Raw genomic sequence first — 15,070 nt, 5'->3', positions numbered from 1 at the left:
TAGAAAGCAGCCCCTTACAGGCTGCTTTCCGGAAGATAAAGCAGAATGACGGATCCTGCTGTCAGGGCTGCCATGCAGACGTTAAACGTACGCAGTGCCCGGTCATGTTGCAGAAAACGCCCAATGGCCACACCAAATCCGGTCCAGAGAGAAATACAGGGCAGGTTGATCAGGCTGAAGATACCGGCAATGACAAGGGCTGAAACGGCATAATCCGTACCGGCCAGTGTGAATGCTGACATGCTGCCAATCGCCATGATCCAGGCTTTGACATTGACGACCTGGAACAGTGCGGCCTGCCACAGCGTGAATGGTTTGGCTGGCCCATCACGCTGTTCAGGGCGGCTGGCATTGGCAATTTTCCAGGCCAGAAAAATCAGGTAGGCAGATCCGATGTATTTCAGGATGGTCTGTAACACCGGCCATGTTTGGAAGGCATTGCCTAGCCCGAAAGCAACGGCCAGCAGCAGGATGAAAAAACCGCTGGCTACCCCGGCAATATGGGGCAGTGTTCGGAAGAATCCATAATTCGCACCACTGGCGGTCAACATAATGTTATTTGGACCCGGCGTGATGCTGGAGGCAAAAGCAAACGTCATGAGTGGTATATAAAAACTATGCCAGTCGAACATTTTGTTTTTACTCTGTTTTTTCTTGTTGTTGATGTGGCGTTGGTTAGGGAATCTGGATGGTGCCTTCCAGGTATTTGACGGCACCTCCCCGAATGTAGACCCGATCACCCTGCAGTTCGCATTCCAGCTTGCCTCGACGTGCCGAGATCTGTTCAGCACGAAGCAGTGGTTTGTCCAGCTTTTCAGCCCAGAAGGGGGTCAGCAGTGTGTGTGCCGAGCCGGTGACGGGATCTTCCTGAATATCGACCTCAGGGCCACCAAACCAACGGGATACGAAATCAACGGATTCCCGCTCTGATGCTGCGGTGATAATCACGCCCCGTTTGATCGTGCCATGGGGGAGCTTGGTGAAATCAATACTCAGCTCCGCCACCGTTGCTTCATCCGGCGCCAGGATGAGCAGGTCATCATGGGACGTAAAGGCTGCCAGTGGCGTAAAGGGCAGTTGTTTGGTAATGGTATCAGGCAACCGGATGGGGGATCGGTGATTCATGGGAAAGTTGAGTTCAATGAGCTCACCATGAAACCGGACCTTGAGTTCACCGCTCAGGCTGTCAAAGACCTGTTGATGGGTACTGTCGCCTAATTCATGCCGAATGACATAGCTGGCCGCGAGGGTTGCGTGGCCACAGAGCTGTACTTCTGTGCCGGGTGTAAACCAGCGAATATGGTAGCGGTCGTTATGCCTGACAAAAAAAGCGGTTTCTGACAGGTTGTTTTCCTTGGACAGCTGTTGCATGCAGGCATCAGGCAGCCAGCTTTGCAGTGGCATCACTGCCGCTGGGTTGCCACCGAACAGGCGGTCAGTAAAGGCATCAATCTGGTAATAGGGTAACGTTTTCATTGTTTTTCCCCGTTGCTGAAGACAATCACGACCCGTTTATTGCGTTGCCCTTTATTCTCAATTTTGCTGATTCTGACGAGACCGATTTCACGGGTATTCGCTACATGGGTACCGCCACAGGGCTGATAATCGGTAGTACCAGTCCTTACCATCCGGATTTTGCCCGCTCCCCTGGGCGGCTGAACGGACATCGTTCGCACGAGCTCGGGGTTGGTATCCAGTACAGATGCTTCCAGGCATTCAATGGAGATGGGCTCTGCCTGCCCGATGAGGGCATTGAGCTGTTGTGTCAGTAGTTCTTTGTTCGCGTCGAAATCGCCCATGTCAAAATCCAGCCTGCCCTTGTCGGCGGTCAGGGCGCCGCCGGTCACCCCGCAGGGAATCAGGGAGCAGAGCAGGTGCATGCAGGTATGCATGCGCATATGGGCGTAACGGCGTGACCAGTCCAGTGTGACCGTCACAGTGTCACCGGGTTGCAGATCAAGGGGTGCCTCGCTGATCTCGTGCACTATCGTTCCTGATTCGTGATCTTTTCGTGTATTGGTGATCGTGAACTGGTTGCCGTTACTGGCATTGATATGGCCGGTGTCGCCAGGTTGTCCCCCGCCGTTGGGATAGAAAATGGTTTCTGCCAGCACCACGTTCTGATCCTGAATACTGGAGACTGTTGTTGTCAGCACTTTCTGATAGGGATCCTGATAGAAGACCGGCGCAGAATGGTTCATCGGCTTGACTCTCTGGTTGCCATTGTATCCCTACAATTTGTGTGTTTTGTCGTTTTCATTGCTCTGTTGTGATCTTAGAATGGCGTGAAATAAGATCAATAAATTAATTGTCACCATGACAATGCCTGGATATGCAGAATAAGAATTTAGAATCAGAGCAGGACTGGATCCCCGAACTGGCTCGCTTTTCGGGACCTCGCTATAAAGCATTGGCCGATGCCATTGAGGAAGCGGTGGGCAACGGTCAGCTGGTGGCTGAAGCGCGGCTGCCTACCCATCGATCCTTGGCAGAACAGCTAAATGTGACCGTAGGAACCGTTACCCGGGGTTACGCAGAAGCTGAACGTCGTCGTCTGGTGGTAGCTCGGGTTGGCAGCGGTACGTTTGTTCGCGGCAAGCGGTGGAACCGGCCGGATTTCAGTATTCCGGCAGAAACCGACACGACGCTGCTGGATTTAAGCCTGAGCCTGTCAGTACCGGCTTGTCGGGAAAAAATGCTGGCCGATACCCTGGACCGGTTGAGTGACAATAGCGCCAGGCTCGCCTCGTTACTGCAATACCATCCTGAGCAGGGATTACGGCGACACAGGGATATGGTTGCCCGTTGGCTGGAACGGTTTGGGATTTCTGCTGACCCTGCCTGCATCCTGATGACCAATGGCGGGCAACATGCCAATAGTCTTGTGCTGCGAGCCATGACGCGTCCCGGGGACACGGTCCTGTCTGATTATCTGACGTATCCCGGTTTTATTTACAGTGTACGACAGCAGCAGCTGCGTCATGTCGGTGTGCCGATGGATGCTCATGGCATGATGCCTGATGCGCTGGTGGAGTGTTGCCGACAACATCAACCCCGGTTGCTCTATCTGATGCCGGCGCTGCATAACCCTACCTCCATCATCATGCCGGAAGCGCGACGTCGGGACATTCTCGCGATTGCTGCCGAGTTCAATGTATTGGTGCTGGAGGATGATGTGAAATTCAGTATGCCAGAAAATCGCAGCACTGCCATGGTGTCGATGGCGCCGGAACAGGTGATCTACAGTGGCAGCTTCTCCAAATCCCTGGGGGGCGGATTACATATGGGGTTTGCGGTTTGTCCGCCAGACCTTGTGGAACGAATTGGACAGGTGTTGCGCGGGGATTGCTGGAGTGCGACACCGCTGATGGCGGAAGTGGTGATGTCCTGGCTGGATTCCGGCAAGGCGTGGGAACTGATGACCTGGCAGCGGGATGAAATCGCTGCCAGGCAGGCGATGGTTGCAGATACGTTGAACTGTCATGATTTGCAGTCCCAGTCTTTTAGCTTTCACTGCTGGCTCAGGTTGCCGGAACCCTGGCGCGCCAACACGTTTGTCTCTCAGTTGGAGCAACAGGGTGTTCGGGTACTGGGTGCTGAGATGTTTGCCGCCGGTAGCTCGCCGGCGCCTCAGGGAATTCGCTTCTGCATCAGCAGTCTGGCAGAGCGACGGCAGCTTCAGGAAGCACTGGAGATTATCCGGGATACGTTGGCGCTGGAGCCGATCCAGAAACCCATAGTGTTCTAATGATTGAGGTCAGTATTTGTACGTAGTAATTGCGTTATCCTAGACGTGATGGACAACAATAAAGAAGCGAAGAACAATCCACCCGGAGCGGTAATGACAGAAAGAAAACAATCAGGCCAGCCTGACGATATTCGTCACATTCTTGAAACTGCGGAACCCCTCCAGTCCACCGTGGAAAACAAGATGACGCGCCGTGAGTATGAACGGCAGAAGAAGGAATTACAGGTTGAATTGCTGAAGGTTCAGAGCTGGGTCAAGGAGACCGGGCAGAAGGTCGTGATCCTGTTCGAGGGGCGTGATGCGGCCGGTAAGGGCGGCACCATCAAGCGAATGATGGAGCACCTTAATCCGCGGGGCGCCAGGGTGGTGGCGCTGGAAAAACCCAACGAGGAAGAGCAGGGGCAGTGGTATTTTCAGCGTTATATCAAGCATTTGCCATCACGGGGTGAAATCGTGCTGTTTGACCGTTCCTGGTACAACCGGGCGGGGGTCGAAGTGGTCATGAAGTTCTGTTCCCGCAAAGAACATATGGAGTTTTTCCGACAGGTGGCAGACCTGGAGCGGATGCTGGTTCACAGCAAGATCCATCTCTTCAAGCTCTGGTTTTCAGTCAGCCAGGAAGAACAACTTAGACGCTTCCAGAAACGTCGGCATGATCCACTGAAACAGTGGAAACTGAGCCCGATTGATCTTGCCTCCCTGGATAAGTGGGACGACTACACCCGCGCCAAGGAACAGATGTTCCACTACACGGATACGGCTGATGCGCCCTGGGCGGTAATCAAGTCCGATGACAAGAAGCGTGCGCGGATCAATGCCATGCGGCACCTCCTGCATTCGCTGGATTACCCCAACAAGAACCGGGATGTGGTCATCGCGCCGGAACCGGAGATTGTGGGTGGTCCGGAATTGAGTAACAGCTAACGCGCTTACCAGGCTCAAGGAATGAGCCTTGGGTAACGGCTGCCATTGTTGCAACGGGTTTGACGGCAGCCCTGAACGCATAATAATGATTATTCCCTCACCCGACTGACGCGTACCTCTCATGACTTCTGATATCAAACTCACTGAGTACAGCCATGGTGCCGGTTGTGGCTGCAAGATTTCCCCTGCGGTACTCAATGTGATTCTGGAAAGCGGTATTGGGTTACCGGATTTTCCCAATCTGTTGGTAGGCAACAGCGCCCGGGACGATGCGGCCGTGTATGACATGGGTAATGGCGAAGGGGTTATCAGTACCACAGATTTCTTTATGCCCATTGTGGATGACCCTTTTGATTTTGGCCGCATCGCGGCTACCAATGCTATTAGCGATATCTACGCCATGGGCGGCACGCCGGTGATGGCCATTGCCATTCTCGGCTGGCCGGTGAATGTTCTGGCGCCGGATATTGCTCGAAAAGTGGTGGATGGTGGACGTCAGGCGTGTCTGGATGCTGGCATTCCTCTGGCTGGTGGCCACAGTATTGATGCGCCGGAGCCTATTTTTGGTCTTGCGGTCACCGGCCGGGTCAGCCTTGAGCATCTCAAGCAGAACAACACGGCACAGGCCGGGGACTCCCTGTATCTGACCAAACCTCTGGGTATTGGCATTCTGACGACCGCAGAGAAAAAGAAACTGCTGAAACCAGAACATCAAACCATTGCACGTGATGCGATGTGTACGCTTAACAAGCCCGGCGAAGCCTTTGCCCGGTTACAGGGCGTCTCGGCCATGACTGATGTCACGGGCTTTGGTCTGCTGGGCCATTTACTAGAGATGTGTGAAGGCAGTGGGTTGCAGGCTGTGGTGGAAGAGCAACAGCTTCCCGTCTTGCCTCATGTTGATGAGTATCGTACGCAGGGTGCGGTGCCCGGTGGTACCGGGCGAAACTTTGCCAGCTATGGCGATAAGGCATCGTCATTGACTGAACGGCAACGGGATCTGCTCTGTGATCCGCAGACCAGTGGCGGTTTACTGGTTGCTGTTAATCCGGTGTCAGAGCGCGACTTCCTGACGGTTGCCACGGACCATGGGCTCGTTCTGGCGCGCATTGGTGAGCTGAAACCGCAGGATGGTGATAGACTCGTAGTGGTAACCTGATGACCCGGTATTTGGTACGGACGTCAAAAATGATGTCTGTCAAGAGGGGGGCGGGTTGCCCTGTAAATCCTCTGTTCCTTGGTGTAGATTGCCGATACACTACCCAACTGGGGCAGGGGACCCGGAGTGATAGCATTCAGGTGTATGTCACCGGGCAAAATGCTATATAGTGAAACCGGAAGCCGTGGTGGCTTCGGTAAACTTGAAGAAATCAGCCTCAGGCTGGTACACGTAGAAAGGTGAGAGTTATATGTCAGGTCAGTTAGTCGAAGGCGTCGTTAAGTGGTTTAGCGAAGAGAAGGGCTTTGGCTTTATTGAGCGTGAAGGCGAAAAGGACGTATTCGTACATTACCGTGCTATCAATGGCACTGGTCGCCGTAACCTCTATGAAGGTCAGCAGGTTTCTTTCGAAATCACCCAGGGACAGAAAGGTCCTCAGGCTGAGAACGTTACCATTCTCTCCTGATAACCCTCCGGAGCTGCAGCGGTCACTGACCTGACAGGTATCTGTCCTGACCATCACAGTCGGGACAGAAGTGTGGAAGAGTAAATGAGCGGTAGAGCCGGAGATTCAGTCTTACTGGCAGCTTCATTGATCTGGCATGCTGAGATTCAGAGTATCGTGAGATACTGCCCGTGACCTCTGTGAAACTGCATAAAAAAAGAGGCTCGATTTTCGAGCCTCTTTTTTTATGCAGTGAATTTCTCACGCCATTCTTTTTTTACACCGCCTGAACACTATGACACGCTTTCCCTTTAATCGCTTGGATCAAATGGGACGATTACCGTAGTTGGATTCAGGTTTCTTGGGTGGGTTGGCGGTGATATTGGAAGGAACGGTTTCTATCGTCCCGCCTTTACTGAGAAATTCTTCTATTTGATTGGTGAGCATATCACGAAGACGACGGCGTGATTCCACCGTTCTTTCTTCCGCTGATTCCTCTTTGCTTCCCAGATAAGAAAAATCAACACCATCCACGACATTCGCTTTTTGAGGCTTTCTCCGTGCCATAGCCATTCCCTCTTTATTGGCCTGGTTGCCAGAACATCCTGCTGGCTCCATTGTTATCGCTCTTATTGTTATAGCGCATGCTTCATGCAATGCCAGTTTCATTACATATCTTTTTTTACCGGATTTCCATGAAAAGCTTATGACAATTGATTTTTTAAAAGAAAATAATCCTGACTTTTAGCTATAAAAACAGGTGTTTTCAGCCTTCGTCACGGGTTCCCTGGAGTGTCGCGACAATCTGGCGTGAGCCCCCGTGGTTTCGGTGTTCTCCCAGGTAAATACCCTGCCAGGAACCCAGGGCCAGTTGTCCATTGCGTAGGGGGATCATCAGGCTGGCACCAAACAGGCTGCACTTTATATGGGCAGGCATGTCATCCGTGCCTTCGTAGGTGTGGAGAAACCACGGTGAACTCTCTGGCACCATATGATTGATGTGGCGCTCCATGTCTTCCCTGACTGTCGGGTCGGCATTCTCGTTGATGGAAAGTGATGCAGAGGTATGCTGGATAAACAGGTGCAACAACCCCACGGCATACTCATTGAGAAAAGGCAGTTGTGACAGGATATCGTCAGTAATCAGGTGAAACCCTCTGGGGCGAGGTGTCAGCCGGATCATTTGTTGTCGCCACATGTTCCTGAACCCTCCATTATTATCACGCAATAATTATGTCACTATTTCGCCAATAGCCACTATTCTGATCCCCCTGATTCCATTGTTTGGGTATTGGGAGACCATGGCAGATTACCTGCTCAGCATAGATGTGGGGACGCGGAGCCTGAGGGCCGCGCTGGTATCGGTGACAGGAGACATCATCGGGCAGTCCGTCATGCCCCTGGTTATCCACAGGCCTGAAGCGCAGCAGGCGGAGCAGTCCAGTCAAAACATCTGGGAACAGTTAATTAACGCTGTCCGGCACTTGCTGGCAGACAATCCCGATGTCCATCCTGGGCAAGTGCTCGGGATTGGTTTTGACAGTACCTACTCCATGCTGTTTCTGGATCAGGAAAAGCAACCACTGTCCCTTTCTCAAACGCAAACACAGGCTTTTGATGTTCTTCTGTGGTGCGACCACCGTGCCATGGCAGAAGCGGATCAGCTTAACGGACTAAACCGTGCTTCATCTGCGTCAAAGTCCGGTGGTCGCGTCACCGCTGAAATGCCGATCTCACGCTGTCTCTGGATGAGTCAGCACCGTCCAACATTCTGGCAGGCTACCGCGCATATCATAGAACTGTTTGATTTTCTGGTGTTGAAAGCGACGGGAGAGTTGGTCCGTAGTCCGTGTTCGTTCAGTACTCGCGCGCGTTATCTGGCCACAGAGGATAGGGGTATTGGTCTTTCTGAGCGTACGGAGGGGCCAGATTCGCCCCATGGCGCAGCGGTCGGCAAAGGATTACTGGCAGATGTTGCCAATCAGATGGGGTTACTGCCAGGTACACCGGTAAGCACCGGTACGGTCGATGGTTATGCTGGTACGCTGGCAGTCATGGGGGCAGGGCTGGAAGGGCTGGCTCCACCAGAACGGGAACGCGGTTTGACGTCTCGTATCAGCATGGTGGTGGGAACGTCCAGTATTTACCAATGTTTTTCGTCACAGACTGAAACCATACCGGGTATATGGGGACCTTGGGATAATGGTGACCTGGCAGGCCTCAACGCCTATACCTGCGGGCAGAATGCTGTAGGTGCGTTGCTGGATCATTTGCCATGCCGTCATCCTGCATCGGCTGAGGTGTCACGGCTGGCTAAACAGGAAGGCATCAGTGTGTATGATTACCTGGAAAGACGGCTGACGGCTCTGGCGAAAGAGCAGCCAATCGCAGAACTCACCCGGTCTTTGCACATTTTGCCTTTTTTTGCAGGTAATCGATGTCCCATTGGGGACTGCCATCTTACCGGCATGGTCTCAGGTCTCGGGATGGAGTGCGGACCGGATGCTATGGCGCTGCTTTATCTCGCAACGATTCAGGCGCTGGCGCTGGAGGCGCGTCATGCGCTTGAGTGTCTGTTACAGGCAGAGTTACCCATTGAAACCCTGATGCCCGCCGGTGGGCTTACGTACAATCGGTTATTCATGCAGGAACATATCAATGTGCTGGGGATGACAGCCATTCTGAATCAGGCACAAAACCCGATGCCTTTAGGGGCTGCCATGATGGCGGCCGTGGCGGCTGGTGTTTATCCCGATATTCGCAGCGCAATGGTAGGCATGAGTCAGGTGGGAGAAACTCTGGAACTGGAACCTGAATTACGTGCATATTATGACAGGAAGTACCGAGTATACCGGGAAATGCATCAGGATCAGGTCAAGTACGCCACTGTCATGAACGAGGAGTATTGAATCTTATTGCGGTTGTATCTCCGTTAACCAACGTAAATTAGTTAAGCTGTCACTTCTGGTGCAAAAGCTCGGCTCTTCTTCTGCTGGATAGCGCTGCATTATTTTGTCATTCAACTTGGATAAAGATTCCATGTGTGAAGCTAGTGCTGTAGAAGAATGGCTTGGTCTATATCCTCTGAGTGGCAATGGTTCCAATTTATAAGTTGTTTGCATTGCTGGTAATTTTATTTTTCTCCTTACAAGAGCAGAACGATCCGCTTTTACTGCGATAAATCTGTCTTCAGATAGACTCCAATATCCCCCTTTTCCTGATTCATCAGCTGCTTTTTTTGTTTTTGTAAAAATTTTTTGGAGAGATAGGTTATGGCGAATACTATTTTTCCAGCCCGAGAGTTGAGTAATATCAGGGAAACGGGTTTTAAGCGCTTGATACAGTTGTTGAAGTGTGAGTTTTTCCCCCCTTGAAGACATGAAATAATTGCATTTTTGTAGGTGAATTTAACGTCAGATGGCTGTGCTACTGGGAAATCGTCTGCATTGCTGTCCAGTAACTGCTCCATGGTAAATGGCTGTCCTTCAACTGAGATATCTTCCCATTGCTCAGATTTGACTGTTACTGATGAAGGTGGGGTATTTAATCCACTGTCCGCTACTGGTTGAAGGTAGTCATCAAAATCCTCAGGCTCTTTTTTGATGTGAATACCCGATAATGAATATTCAGGAAATAATTCCTGTAGCGCTTCATCTTCTTGAAGATCAAAGTCTTCCAGTTGTTTTTCTCCTGCGCCCGATGCGCCAATACCGCTTAAGTATCCGATGCCTGAGTCCGCATAGGTTATTGATGATGAGGATGTCGTAGCTTCTGGTTGAAAGAAGGAGCCTGTGACCCCTCCTGTCGGAAGTGTTGGATTTGCCATCTTGACTCCTTAAGTCGACTATTTAATAACGGTGAGTTCCCATTTTAAAATGCATTTTTTTGACTTTCTTTGTTTATAACAACTTGGTTGCAATAACTGGATGAAATCAACGCGGTTTGTCCAGATGAATAACCATAAGTGTTTTTTCGATGACCACACTTGGGTGGATGGTACCTTACTTTACCTTTCTAGTATTTAGAACGTATTTTGCAAAATAATATGATTTTATTCGATTTTTCTGCATTAAACTCACTTCTGAAAGCATCAAATAACAACCAGACAACCGTCACACAAAGGGAGTACCGCCATGACGACACAAACCTTGCTGAATACGGGCGAAACCGGCAATACCGCAAAACTGACCGCAATTGTTGACCTTCTTGGGCGTGTGGGTCTGTCGGTGATTTTCCTTCTCGCCGGTATAAGCAAAATCCAGTATTACGAGGCGAATGCCCAGTTCCTGGCCAGCGGTGGCTTGCCGGCTGAGTTGCTGCCACTGGTGATTGCCTTTGAGTTAATCGGTGCCATATTGCTGGTAGTGGGTTATCAGACCCGTCTTGCGGCATTGGCGTTTGCCGGTTTCAGTGTGGCTACGGCGCTGCTCTACCACAATAACTTGGCTGACCAGATGCAGTTTCTGCTGTTCTTCAAGAATATCGCCATGGCGGGTGGTTTTCTGGTGCTGGCAGCCCATGGTGCCGGTGAGTTCAGCATTGATGCCAAGCGCCGCAAGTAACAGGCAATACAAAACCTTCAATGACAGGCTGGCCCGCGTCAGCCTGTGAATCAGGTCAGAAAGTGGGGTATTCAACATGGGATTACTGGTCAACGGACAATGGCACGATCAATGGTACGAGACAGAGACAAGTGATGGAGTATTTCAACGTGAGAGCGCCCAGCTGCGCAACTGGGTGACTCCAGATGGTCAGCCGGGACCGGCCGGCGAAGGCGGTTTCAAGGCGGAAAGCGGGCGCTATCATCTGTACGTGTCACTGGCCTGTCCCTGGGCGCATCGTACCCTGATCTTTCGCAAGTTGAAGGGACTGGAACCGCACATCTCTGTCTCTGTCGTCAGCCATGACATGTTGGATAATGGATGGTCATTCAATACTGAAGAAGGTAGTACCGGGGATACGCTGCAGGGCTTTGATTATCTTCACCAGGTTTATACGGCCAATAAACCGGATTATAGCGGGCGTGTCACGGTGCCGGTATTGTGGGACAAACAGCAGGGTCGCATTGTCAGTAATGAATCTGCCGAGATCATCCGGATGTTTAACCGCGCATTCAATGGGCTGACCGGTAACACGGATGATTATTATCCCGAGCACATGGCGACCGAGATTGATGCTGTCAATGAATGGATTTACGACAGTATCAATAATGGTGTCTATCGCAGCGGGTTTGCGACGACACAAAACGCGTATGAAGAAGCCTACAACCAGCTTTTCAAAGCGCTGGACCAACTTGAAGACCGATTGTCTCAACAGCGCTATCTCATAGGGGAAACTCTGACAGAGGCGGACTGGCGGTTATTCACAACGTTGATCCGGTTCGACGCGGTCTACCATGGCCATTTCAAATGCAATCGCCAGCGGCTGGAGGATTTCCCGAATATCAGTCAGTATGTGCGCGAGCTGCATCAGTGGCCGGGTGTGGCTGAAACGGTGGATTTCCATCACATCAAGCGCCATTACTACTTCAGCCACACCATGATCAATCCCTCCCGGATAGTGCCGGTTGGGCCAGTGATTGATTACAATCGTCCGCATGACAGGGGGCGGCTGTCGTAGGTCGAGGGCGTGAGCGCAGATACCAACGGTGAGAGTCGACCCTCTCACCATTTTTTGGTTTTTTGCCAGGTAATCTGGCCTCGGGAAATCGTGAAAATAGCCAACAGGTGGAACTGGCATGTTAAAAACAACACTTGAGCAGTGGCGGATGTTCAAGGCTGTCGTGGATCAAGGTGGTTTCAGCCAGGCTTCGCAGGCAGTACATAAAAGCCAGTCGACCATTCACCACGCCGTACATCGGCTGGAAGATGCCCTGGGTGTCCAGCTGCTGGAGGTCAAGGGACGTAAGGCGGAACTGACGGCCGCCGGTGAACTGATGTTGCGCCGCGCTAACTACCTGCTGGAAGAAGCCATGAAGGTTGAGGCGGTGGCTGGCACCTTGAGCGCAGGCGTGGAAACCAGCCTGAACATCGCCGTGGATGGTGCTTTTCCCCAGGAAGTACTGTACAACGTGCTGAATGCTGTTTCAGCGCAGTATCCCCTGTTACGCATTGAGTTGATGGAAACCATTCTGTCTGGCGCCAATGAGTTGGTGGAGCAGGGAAAGGCAGATATCGCATTGACGCCCTTGCTTATACCGGATGGCCTGAATGAAGAGATCTGCCAGATTACCTTTGTCGCTGTCGCCAACCCCAACCATGCCCTGCATCATCAGGGACGCGAATTGACCTACGAAGACCTGAAGGCGCACCGGCAGATTGTCATCCGTGATTCCGCTCTGGATACCCGCATTGATGCCGGCTGGTTAGGTGCAGAACAGCGCTGGACCGTGAGCCATATGGGGACGTCTATTGACCTGGTCAGCAAGGGATTCGGCTTTGCCTGGTTTCCGGAATCCTCCATCGGCGATCACCTGAAGGACGGACGACTTAAGCCTCTGCCGCTGGAGAAGGCACAGCGACGCAGTGCCAGTCTGTACCTGAACTTCCGTGATGCTGACCAGCTGGGGCCTGCAGCACGCACGTTCCTGGGAGAATTACGTTATCAGACGCAGGATCTGGTCGTTGATTGATGTCATGATTCCATTCGAAATAATGAAATATTAAGCGTCAAAAACAGACATTTTTTTTCGGTTTGTCATCGTTTTAAATCACAGGCAGAGCATGATTTTAACGACAATGGAGGCAAACCATGGATTATTTCAGACCCGCCGACAGCCGTGGCCATGAACAGGCCGGCTGGCTCGACAGTCGCCACACGTTCTCATTTGGACATTACTACGATCCCCGGCATATGGGGCTGTCAGTCCTGCGGGTGATCAATGATGATACCGTCGCGCCCGGTGCCGGCTTTGATACCCATGGCCACCGGGATATGGAAATCATCTCCTATGTGATGGAAGGCGCTATCGAACACCAGGATAGTCTCGGGAACCGATTCGTTGTACCTGCCGGTGAAATTCAGAGGATGAGTGCCGGCAGCGGTATCTTTCATTCCGAATACAATACGTCCGGTACTGAGAATCTCCGGTTTCTGCAGATCTGGATAAAGCCCAATGCGCAGGGCATAAAACCCGGTTATGAACAGGCGCACATTGAACAGATGGATCAGCTGACGCCACTGGTGACCCCTGATGGTCGTTCCAATTCATTGCCTATTCATCAGGATGCAAGCCTCTACCGGCTACGATTGGGAGCGGGTGAGGCAAAGACCTTGGAGATCGGTACTCGTCAGGGGTATTTGCATGTTATCAGCGGGCGTGCGCAGTCAGAGACTACCGCATTACAGGCAGGCGATGGCATGGGTGTGATTGTGTCTGAATCGTTGACGGTTGTCGCCGAAGAGGATTTCGAAGCGCTATGGTTTGATTTGCCATAACAACAGGCGGTGACATCAAATCAGCGTCAGTTTATCCAGCACGACCTGCCAGCCAGCCGGTTCCCACATGTATTTATCAAACTTGTGCAGATCTTCGGCGGGACGAAGCGTGATCAGCGGTTCACCTGACGATTTCTTGATGGGCAAATTGAGGGCATGCTCATTCCGGATGATCTTGCGGAAAAATTCGCGGAACAGCTCATAAGCAAACGCATATTTCTGCAACTGCTGGGCGGTGACATCCGTCCTCGCCATACCCCGCAGGTAGGAATACGCAAAATAATGCAGCCGGGCGGATAGTGCACTGAGTTCCTGCTGGTACATAAGCACATAAATATTGGCAATCAGGCTGGGAATGCCGCCCACCAGACCTGCGCCAATGGCCGTGTTGGGGATCAGGTTGCTGATCATCTGGAAAACCTGGTTGGCGGCCTTGGCAGCCTTGATCTTGATAATGCTGTTGCAGAGTCCTTTTATTTCGGGGAATTCCGTCCCGATCTGGTTACCGATTTTTCGAAATTCGTGGATGTGTCGCAGGGTTCGGGCTTCGGCATGGCCGTGTTTGATGGTGGCGAGCACGTTCACCTGCGTGACCGTTGAAAAAGCCGTGCCTGTCAGCGTCACAACAGAACCAAAAATATCTTTTTTCTGTCGTCGTTTCAGATAGGACAACACATAGGGAGATCCCTCGTGCTGAATATCCCTGAAGATGGACGCTTCGAAAGAATCCTGGAACCCCATACTGTCATTGAGTTCCAGTTCCAGCTGAACCAGGGGGTTCTTGAAGATTTCCGGTTCTGAACGAGCGGCATTCGCATTGATAATTAGATCGTAGATATCACCGACGTATGCACCAATGGGAAGTACATTCGCTTCCTGCAACAAACTTTCGCCGGCAAACAGGCTCTCCCAGTCCAACTCTGGAAAGGCCATGGAGCCAAAGCTGAGGTCTTCAGCGAAGGTGTTAAAGGTATTGCCGATCACGTCATCGGCAATACCGCCCAGGTTCGCCACAATGTCGGGGGCGAAGTCATCGCGGAAACCAGCGGCATCGGTATTTTCAGCCAGTTGACCGACTCTCTGCCGGAGTTGCTGCGCCCGTGAGGGCGTCGGAACATTCACCAGTGGCGCGGACGAGGATTGGGTTTGATGTCGGCTGAAAGCAGAGCGCAACCGTTTATGCACCTTGTGAGCCCCCCGACGTAGCGCACTGCGCTGGGCAGAGGTTGACTTGGTGACAGGGGGTGGTGTGTTGGACAGTTTATGGCAAAAGGCTCTGGCGATCTTCTGGGTGATCTTGAAGTGGGCTGACATCGTCATACTCCGGTCTGGGAAGCACAGTGCGTTATAACGGCAC

General features: G+C 52.0%; 16 protein-coding genes. 9 read left to right on the top strand and 7 right to left on the bottom strand.

Features of this window, described 5'->3' with window-relative positions; genetic code table 11:
- Nucleotides 1–14 precede the first annotated feature (14 nt).
- From KHS78_RS17915 to KHS78_RS17905, 3 genes are read right to left on the bottom strand one after another with little or no spacing between them, the layout of a single operon-like run.
- Entirely contained in the window at nt 15–632 is a 618-nt protein-coding gene (locus KHS78_RS17915; protein ID WP_211830001.1) for a LysE family translocator, read from the bottom strand.
- Nucleotides 633–675: 43 nt separating this feature from the next.
- Nucleotides 676–1,476, bottom strand: a complete 801-nt coding sequence (locus KHS78_RS17910; protein ID WP_211829999.1) for a PhzF family phenazine biosynthesis protein — start codon at nt 1,474–1,476, stop codon at nt 676–678.
- Entirely contained in the window at nt 1,473–2,201 is a 729-nt protein-coding gene (locus KHS78_RS17905; protein ID WP_211829997.1) for an alanyl-tRNA editing protein, read from the bottom strand. Before KHS78_RS17905 ends, KHS78_RS17910 begins: the two co-directional genes overlap by 4 nt.
- 131 nt (nt 2,202–2,332) lie before the next feature.
- On the opposite strand from KHS78_RS17905, the gene KHS78_RS17900 reads away from it, so the two are divergent.
- The 4 genes from KHS78_RS17900 to KHS78_RS17885 all read left to right on the top strand — a co-directional run bounded on the left by KHS78_RS17900 (nt 2,333) and on the right by KHS78_RS17885 (nt 6,297).
- Complete coding sequence (locus KHS78_RS17900) at nt 2,333–3,748, top strand: aminotransferase-like domain-containing protein (protein WP_211829995.1); 1,416 nt, start codon at nt 2,333–2,335, stop codon at nt 3,746–3,748.
- 93 nt (nt 3,749–3,841) lie between these two features.
- Nucleotides 3,842–4,672, top strand: coding sequence for a polyphosphate kinase 2 (gene ppk2, locus KHS78_RS17895; RefSeq protein WP_211829994.1), 831 nt, complete (start codon nt 3,842–3,844; stop codon nt 4,670–4,672).
- A gap of 121 nt (nt 4,673–4,793) precedes the next feature.
- Entirely contained in the window at nt 4,794–5,831 is a 1,038-nt protein-coding gene (gene selD / locus KHS78_RS17890) for a selenide, water dikinase SelD (protein WP_211829992.1), read from the top strand.
- Nucleotides 5,832–6,081: 250 nt separating this feature from the next.
- Nucleotides 6,082–6,297 carry a cold-shock protein gene (locus KHS78_RS17885; RefSeq protein WP_211829990.1) on the top strand — a complete coding sequence of 72 codons (216 nt, stop codon included), beginning with the start codon at nt 6,082–6,084 and terminating at the stop codon, nt 6,295–6,297.
- Between the two features lie 303 nt (nt 6,298–6,600).
- On the opposite strand, the gene KHS78_RS17880 is transcribed toward KHS78_RS17885, so the two are convergent.
- Both KHS78_RS17880 and KHS78_RS17875 read right to left on the bottom strand, forming a co-directional pair.
- The gene (locus tag KHS78_RS17880; RefSeq protein WP_211829988.1) at nt 6,601–6,945 is read right to left on the bottom strand and encodes a hypothetical protein; all 345 of its coding nucleotides are present in this window, start codon (nt 6,943–6,945) and stop codon (nt 6,601–6,603) included.
- 97 nt (nt 6,946–7,042) lie between these two features.
- Nucleotides 7,043–7,474 (bottom strand): secondary thiamine-phosphate synthase enzyme YjbQ, encoded by a 432-nt coding sequence (locus KHS78_RS17875; RefSeq protein ID WP_211829986.1) that lies wholly within the window; start codon nt 7,472–7,474, stop codon nt 7,043–7,045.
- A gap of 103 nt (nt 7,475–7,577) precedes the next feature.
- Here KHS78_RS17875 and KHS78_RS17870 point away from each other — a divergent pair, with 103 nt between their 5' ends.
- Nucleotides 7,578–9,185 (top strand): FGGY-family carbohydrate kinase, encoded by a 1,608-nt coding sequence (locus tag KHS78_RS17870; RefSeq protein ID WP_211829984.1) that lies wholly within the window; start codon nt 7,578–7,580, stop codon nt 9,183–9,185.
- A 260-nt stretch (nt 9,186–9,445) separates the two neighbouring features.
- Here KHS78_RS17870 and KHS78_RS17865 read toward each other — a convergent pair whose 3' ends face one another.
- On the bottom strand, nt 9,446–10,102 hold the full coding sequence (locus KHS78_RS17865; RefSeq protein ID WP_211829982.1) for a hypothetical protein: 657 nt from the start codon (nt 10,100–10,102) through the stop codon (nt 9,446–9,448).
- Between the two features lie 307 nt (nt 10,103–10,409).
- On the opposite strand from KHS78_RS17865, the gene KHS78_RS17860 reads away from it, so the two are divergent.
- The 4 genes from KHS78_RS17860 (at nt 10,410) to KHS78_RS17845 (ending at nt 13,713) form a co-directional block, all read left to right on the top strand.
- Complete coding sequence (locus KHS78_RS17860) at nt 10,410–10,838, top strand: DoxX family protein (protein WP_211829980.1); 429 nt, start codon at nt 10,410–10,412, stop codon at nt 10,836–10,838.
- A gap of 76 nt (nt 10,839–10,914) precedes the next feature.
- Entirely contained in the window at nt 10,915–11,895 is a 981-nt protein-coding gene (locus KHS78_RS17855) for a glutathione S-transferase family protein (RefSeq protein ID WP_211829978.1), read from the top strand.
- A 118-nt stretch (nt 11,896–12,013) separates the two neighbouring features.
- Entirely contained in the window at nt 12,014–12,907 is an 894-nt protein-coding gene (locus KHS78_RS17850) for a LysR family transcriptional regulator (RefSeq protein ID WP_211829976.1), read from the top strand.
- A gap of 119 nt (nt 12,908–13,026) precedes the next feature.
- A complete protein-coding gene (locus KHS78_RS17845; protein ID WP_211829975.1) occupies nt 13,027–13,713 on the top strand; it encodes a pirin family protein in 687 nt (228 codons plus the stop codon).
- 15 nt (nt 13,714–13,728) lie between these two features.
- Here KHS78_RS17845 and KHS78_RS17840 read toward each other — a convergent pair whose 3' ends face one another.
- Entirely contained in the window at nt 13,729–15,027 is a 1,299-nt protein-coding gene (locus tag KHS78_RS17840) for a hypothetical protein (RefSeq protein ID WP_211829974.1), read from the bottom strand.
- Nucleotides 15,028–15,070: the final 43 nt, after the last annotated feature.

It is taken from the genome of Kistimonas asteriae, from assembly GCF_018263925.1.
Classification (GTDB): Bacteria; Pseudomonadota; Gammaproteobacteria; order Pseudomonadales; family Endozoicomonadaceae; genus Kistimonas; species Kistimonas asteriae.
The sequence above is the reverse complement of the archived record's forward strand: the minus strand, read 5'-3'. Positions and strand labels throughout refer to the sequence as shown.

Coding starts and splice junctions, on each gene's coding strand:
- selD (WP_211829992.1), top strand. CDS start 4,794: ATGACTTCTGATATCAAACTCACTGAGTACAGCCATGGTGCCGGTTGT.
- KHS78_RS17855 (WP_211829978.1), top strand. CDS start 10,915: ATGGGATTACTGGTCAACGGACAATGGCACGATCAATGGTACGAGACA.
- KHS78_RS17885 (WP_211829990.1), top strand. CDS start 6,082: ATGTCAGGTCAGTTAGTCGAAGGCGTCGTTAAGTGGTTTAGCGAAGAG.
- KHS78_RS17840 (WP_211829974.1), bottom strand. CDS start 15,027: ATGTCAGCCCACTTCAAGATCACCCAGAAGATCGCCAGAGCCTTTTGC.
- KHS78_RS17870 (WP_211829984.1), top strand. CDS start 7,578: ATGGCAGATTACCTGCTCAGCATAGATGTGGGGACGCGGAGCCTGAGG.
- KHS78_RS17845 (WP_211829975.1), top strand. CDS start 13,027: ATGGATTATTTCAGACCCGCCGACAGCCGTGGCCATGAACAGGCCGGC.
- KHS78_RS17915 (WP_211830001.1), bottom strand. CDS start 632: ATGTTCGACTGGCATAGTTTTTATATACCACTCATGACGTTTGCTTTT.
- KHS78_RS17910 (WP_211829999.1), bottom strand. CDS start 1,476: ATGAAAACGTTACCCTATTACCAGATTGATGCCTTTACTGACCGCCTG.
- ppk2 (WP_211829994.1), top strand. CDS start 3,842: ATGACAGAAAGAAAACAATCAGGCCAGCCTGACGATATTCGTCACATT.
- KHS78_RS17850 (WP_211829976.1), top strand. CDS start 12,014: ATGTTAAAAACAACACTTGAGCAGTGGCGGATGTTCAAGGCTGTCGTG.
- KHS78_RS17880 (WP_211829988.1), bottom strand. CDS start 6,945: ATGAAACTGGCATTGCATGAAGCATGCGCTATAACAATAAGAGCGATA.
- KHS78_RS17865 (WP_211829982.1), bottom strand. CDS start 10,102: ATGGCAAATCCAACACTTCCGACAGGAGGGGTCACAGGCTCCTTCTTT.
- KHS78_RS17875 (WP_211829986.1), bottom strand. CDS start 7,474: ATGTGGCGACAACAAATGATCCGGCTGACACCTCGCCCCAGAGGGTTT.
- KHS78_RS17905 (WP_211829997.1), bottom strand. CDS start 2,201: ATGAACCATTCTGCGCCGGTCTTCTATCAGGATCCCTATCAGAAAGTG.
- KHS78_RS17900 (WP_211829995.1), top strand. CDS start 2,333: ATGCAGAATAAGAATTTAGAATCAGAGCAGGACTGGATCCCCGAACTG.
- KHS78_RS17860 (WP_211829980.1), top strand. CDS start 10,410: ATGACGACACAAACCTTGCTGAATACGGGCGAAACCGGCAATACCGCA.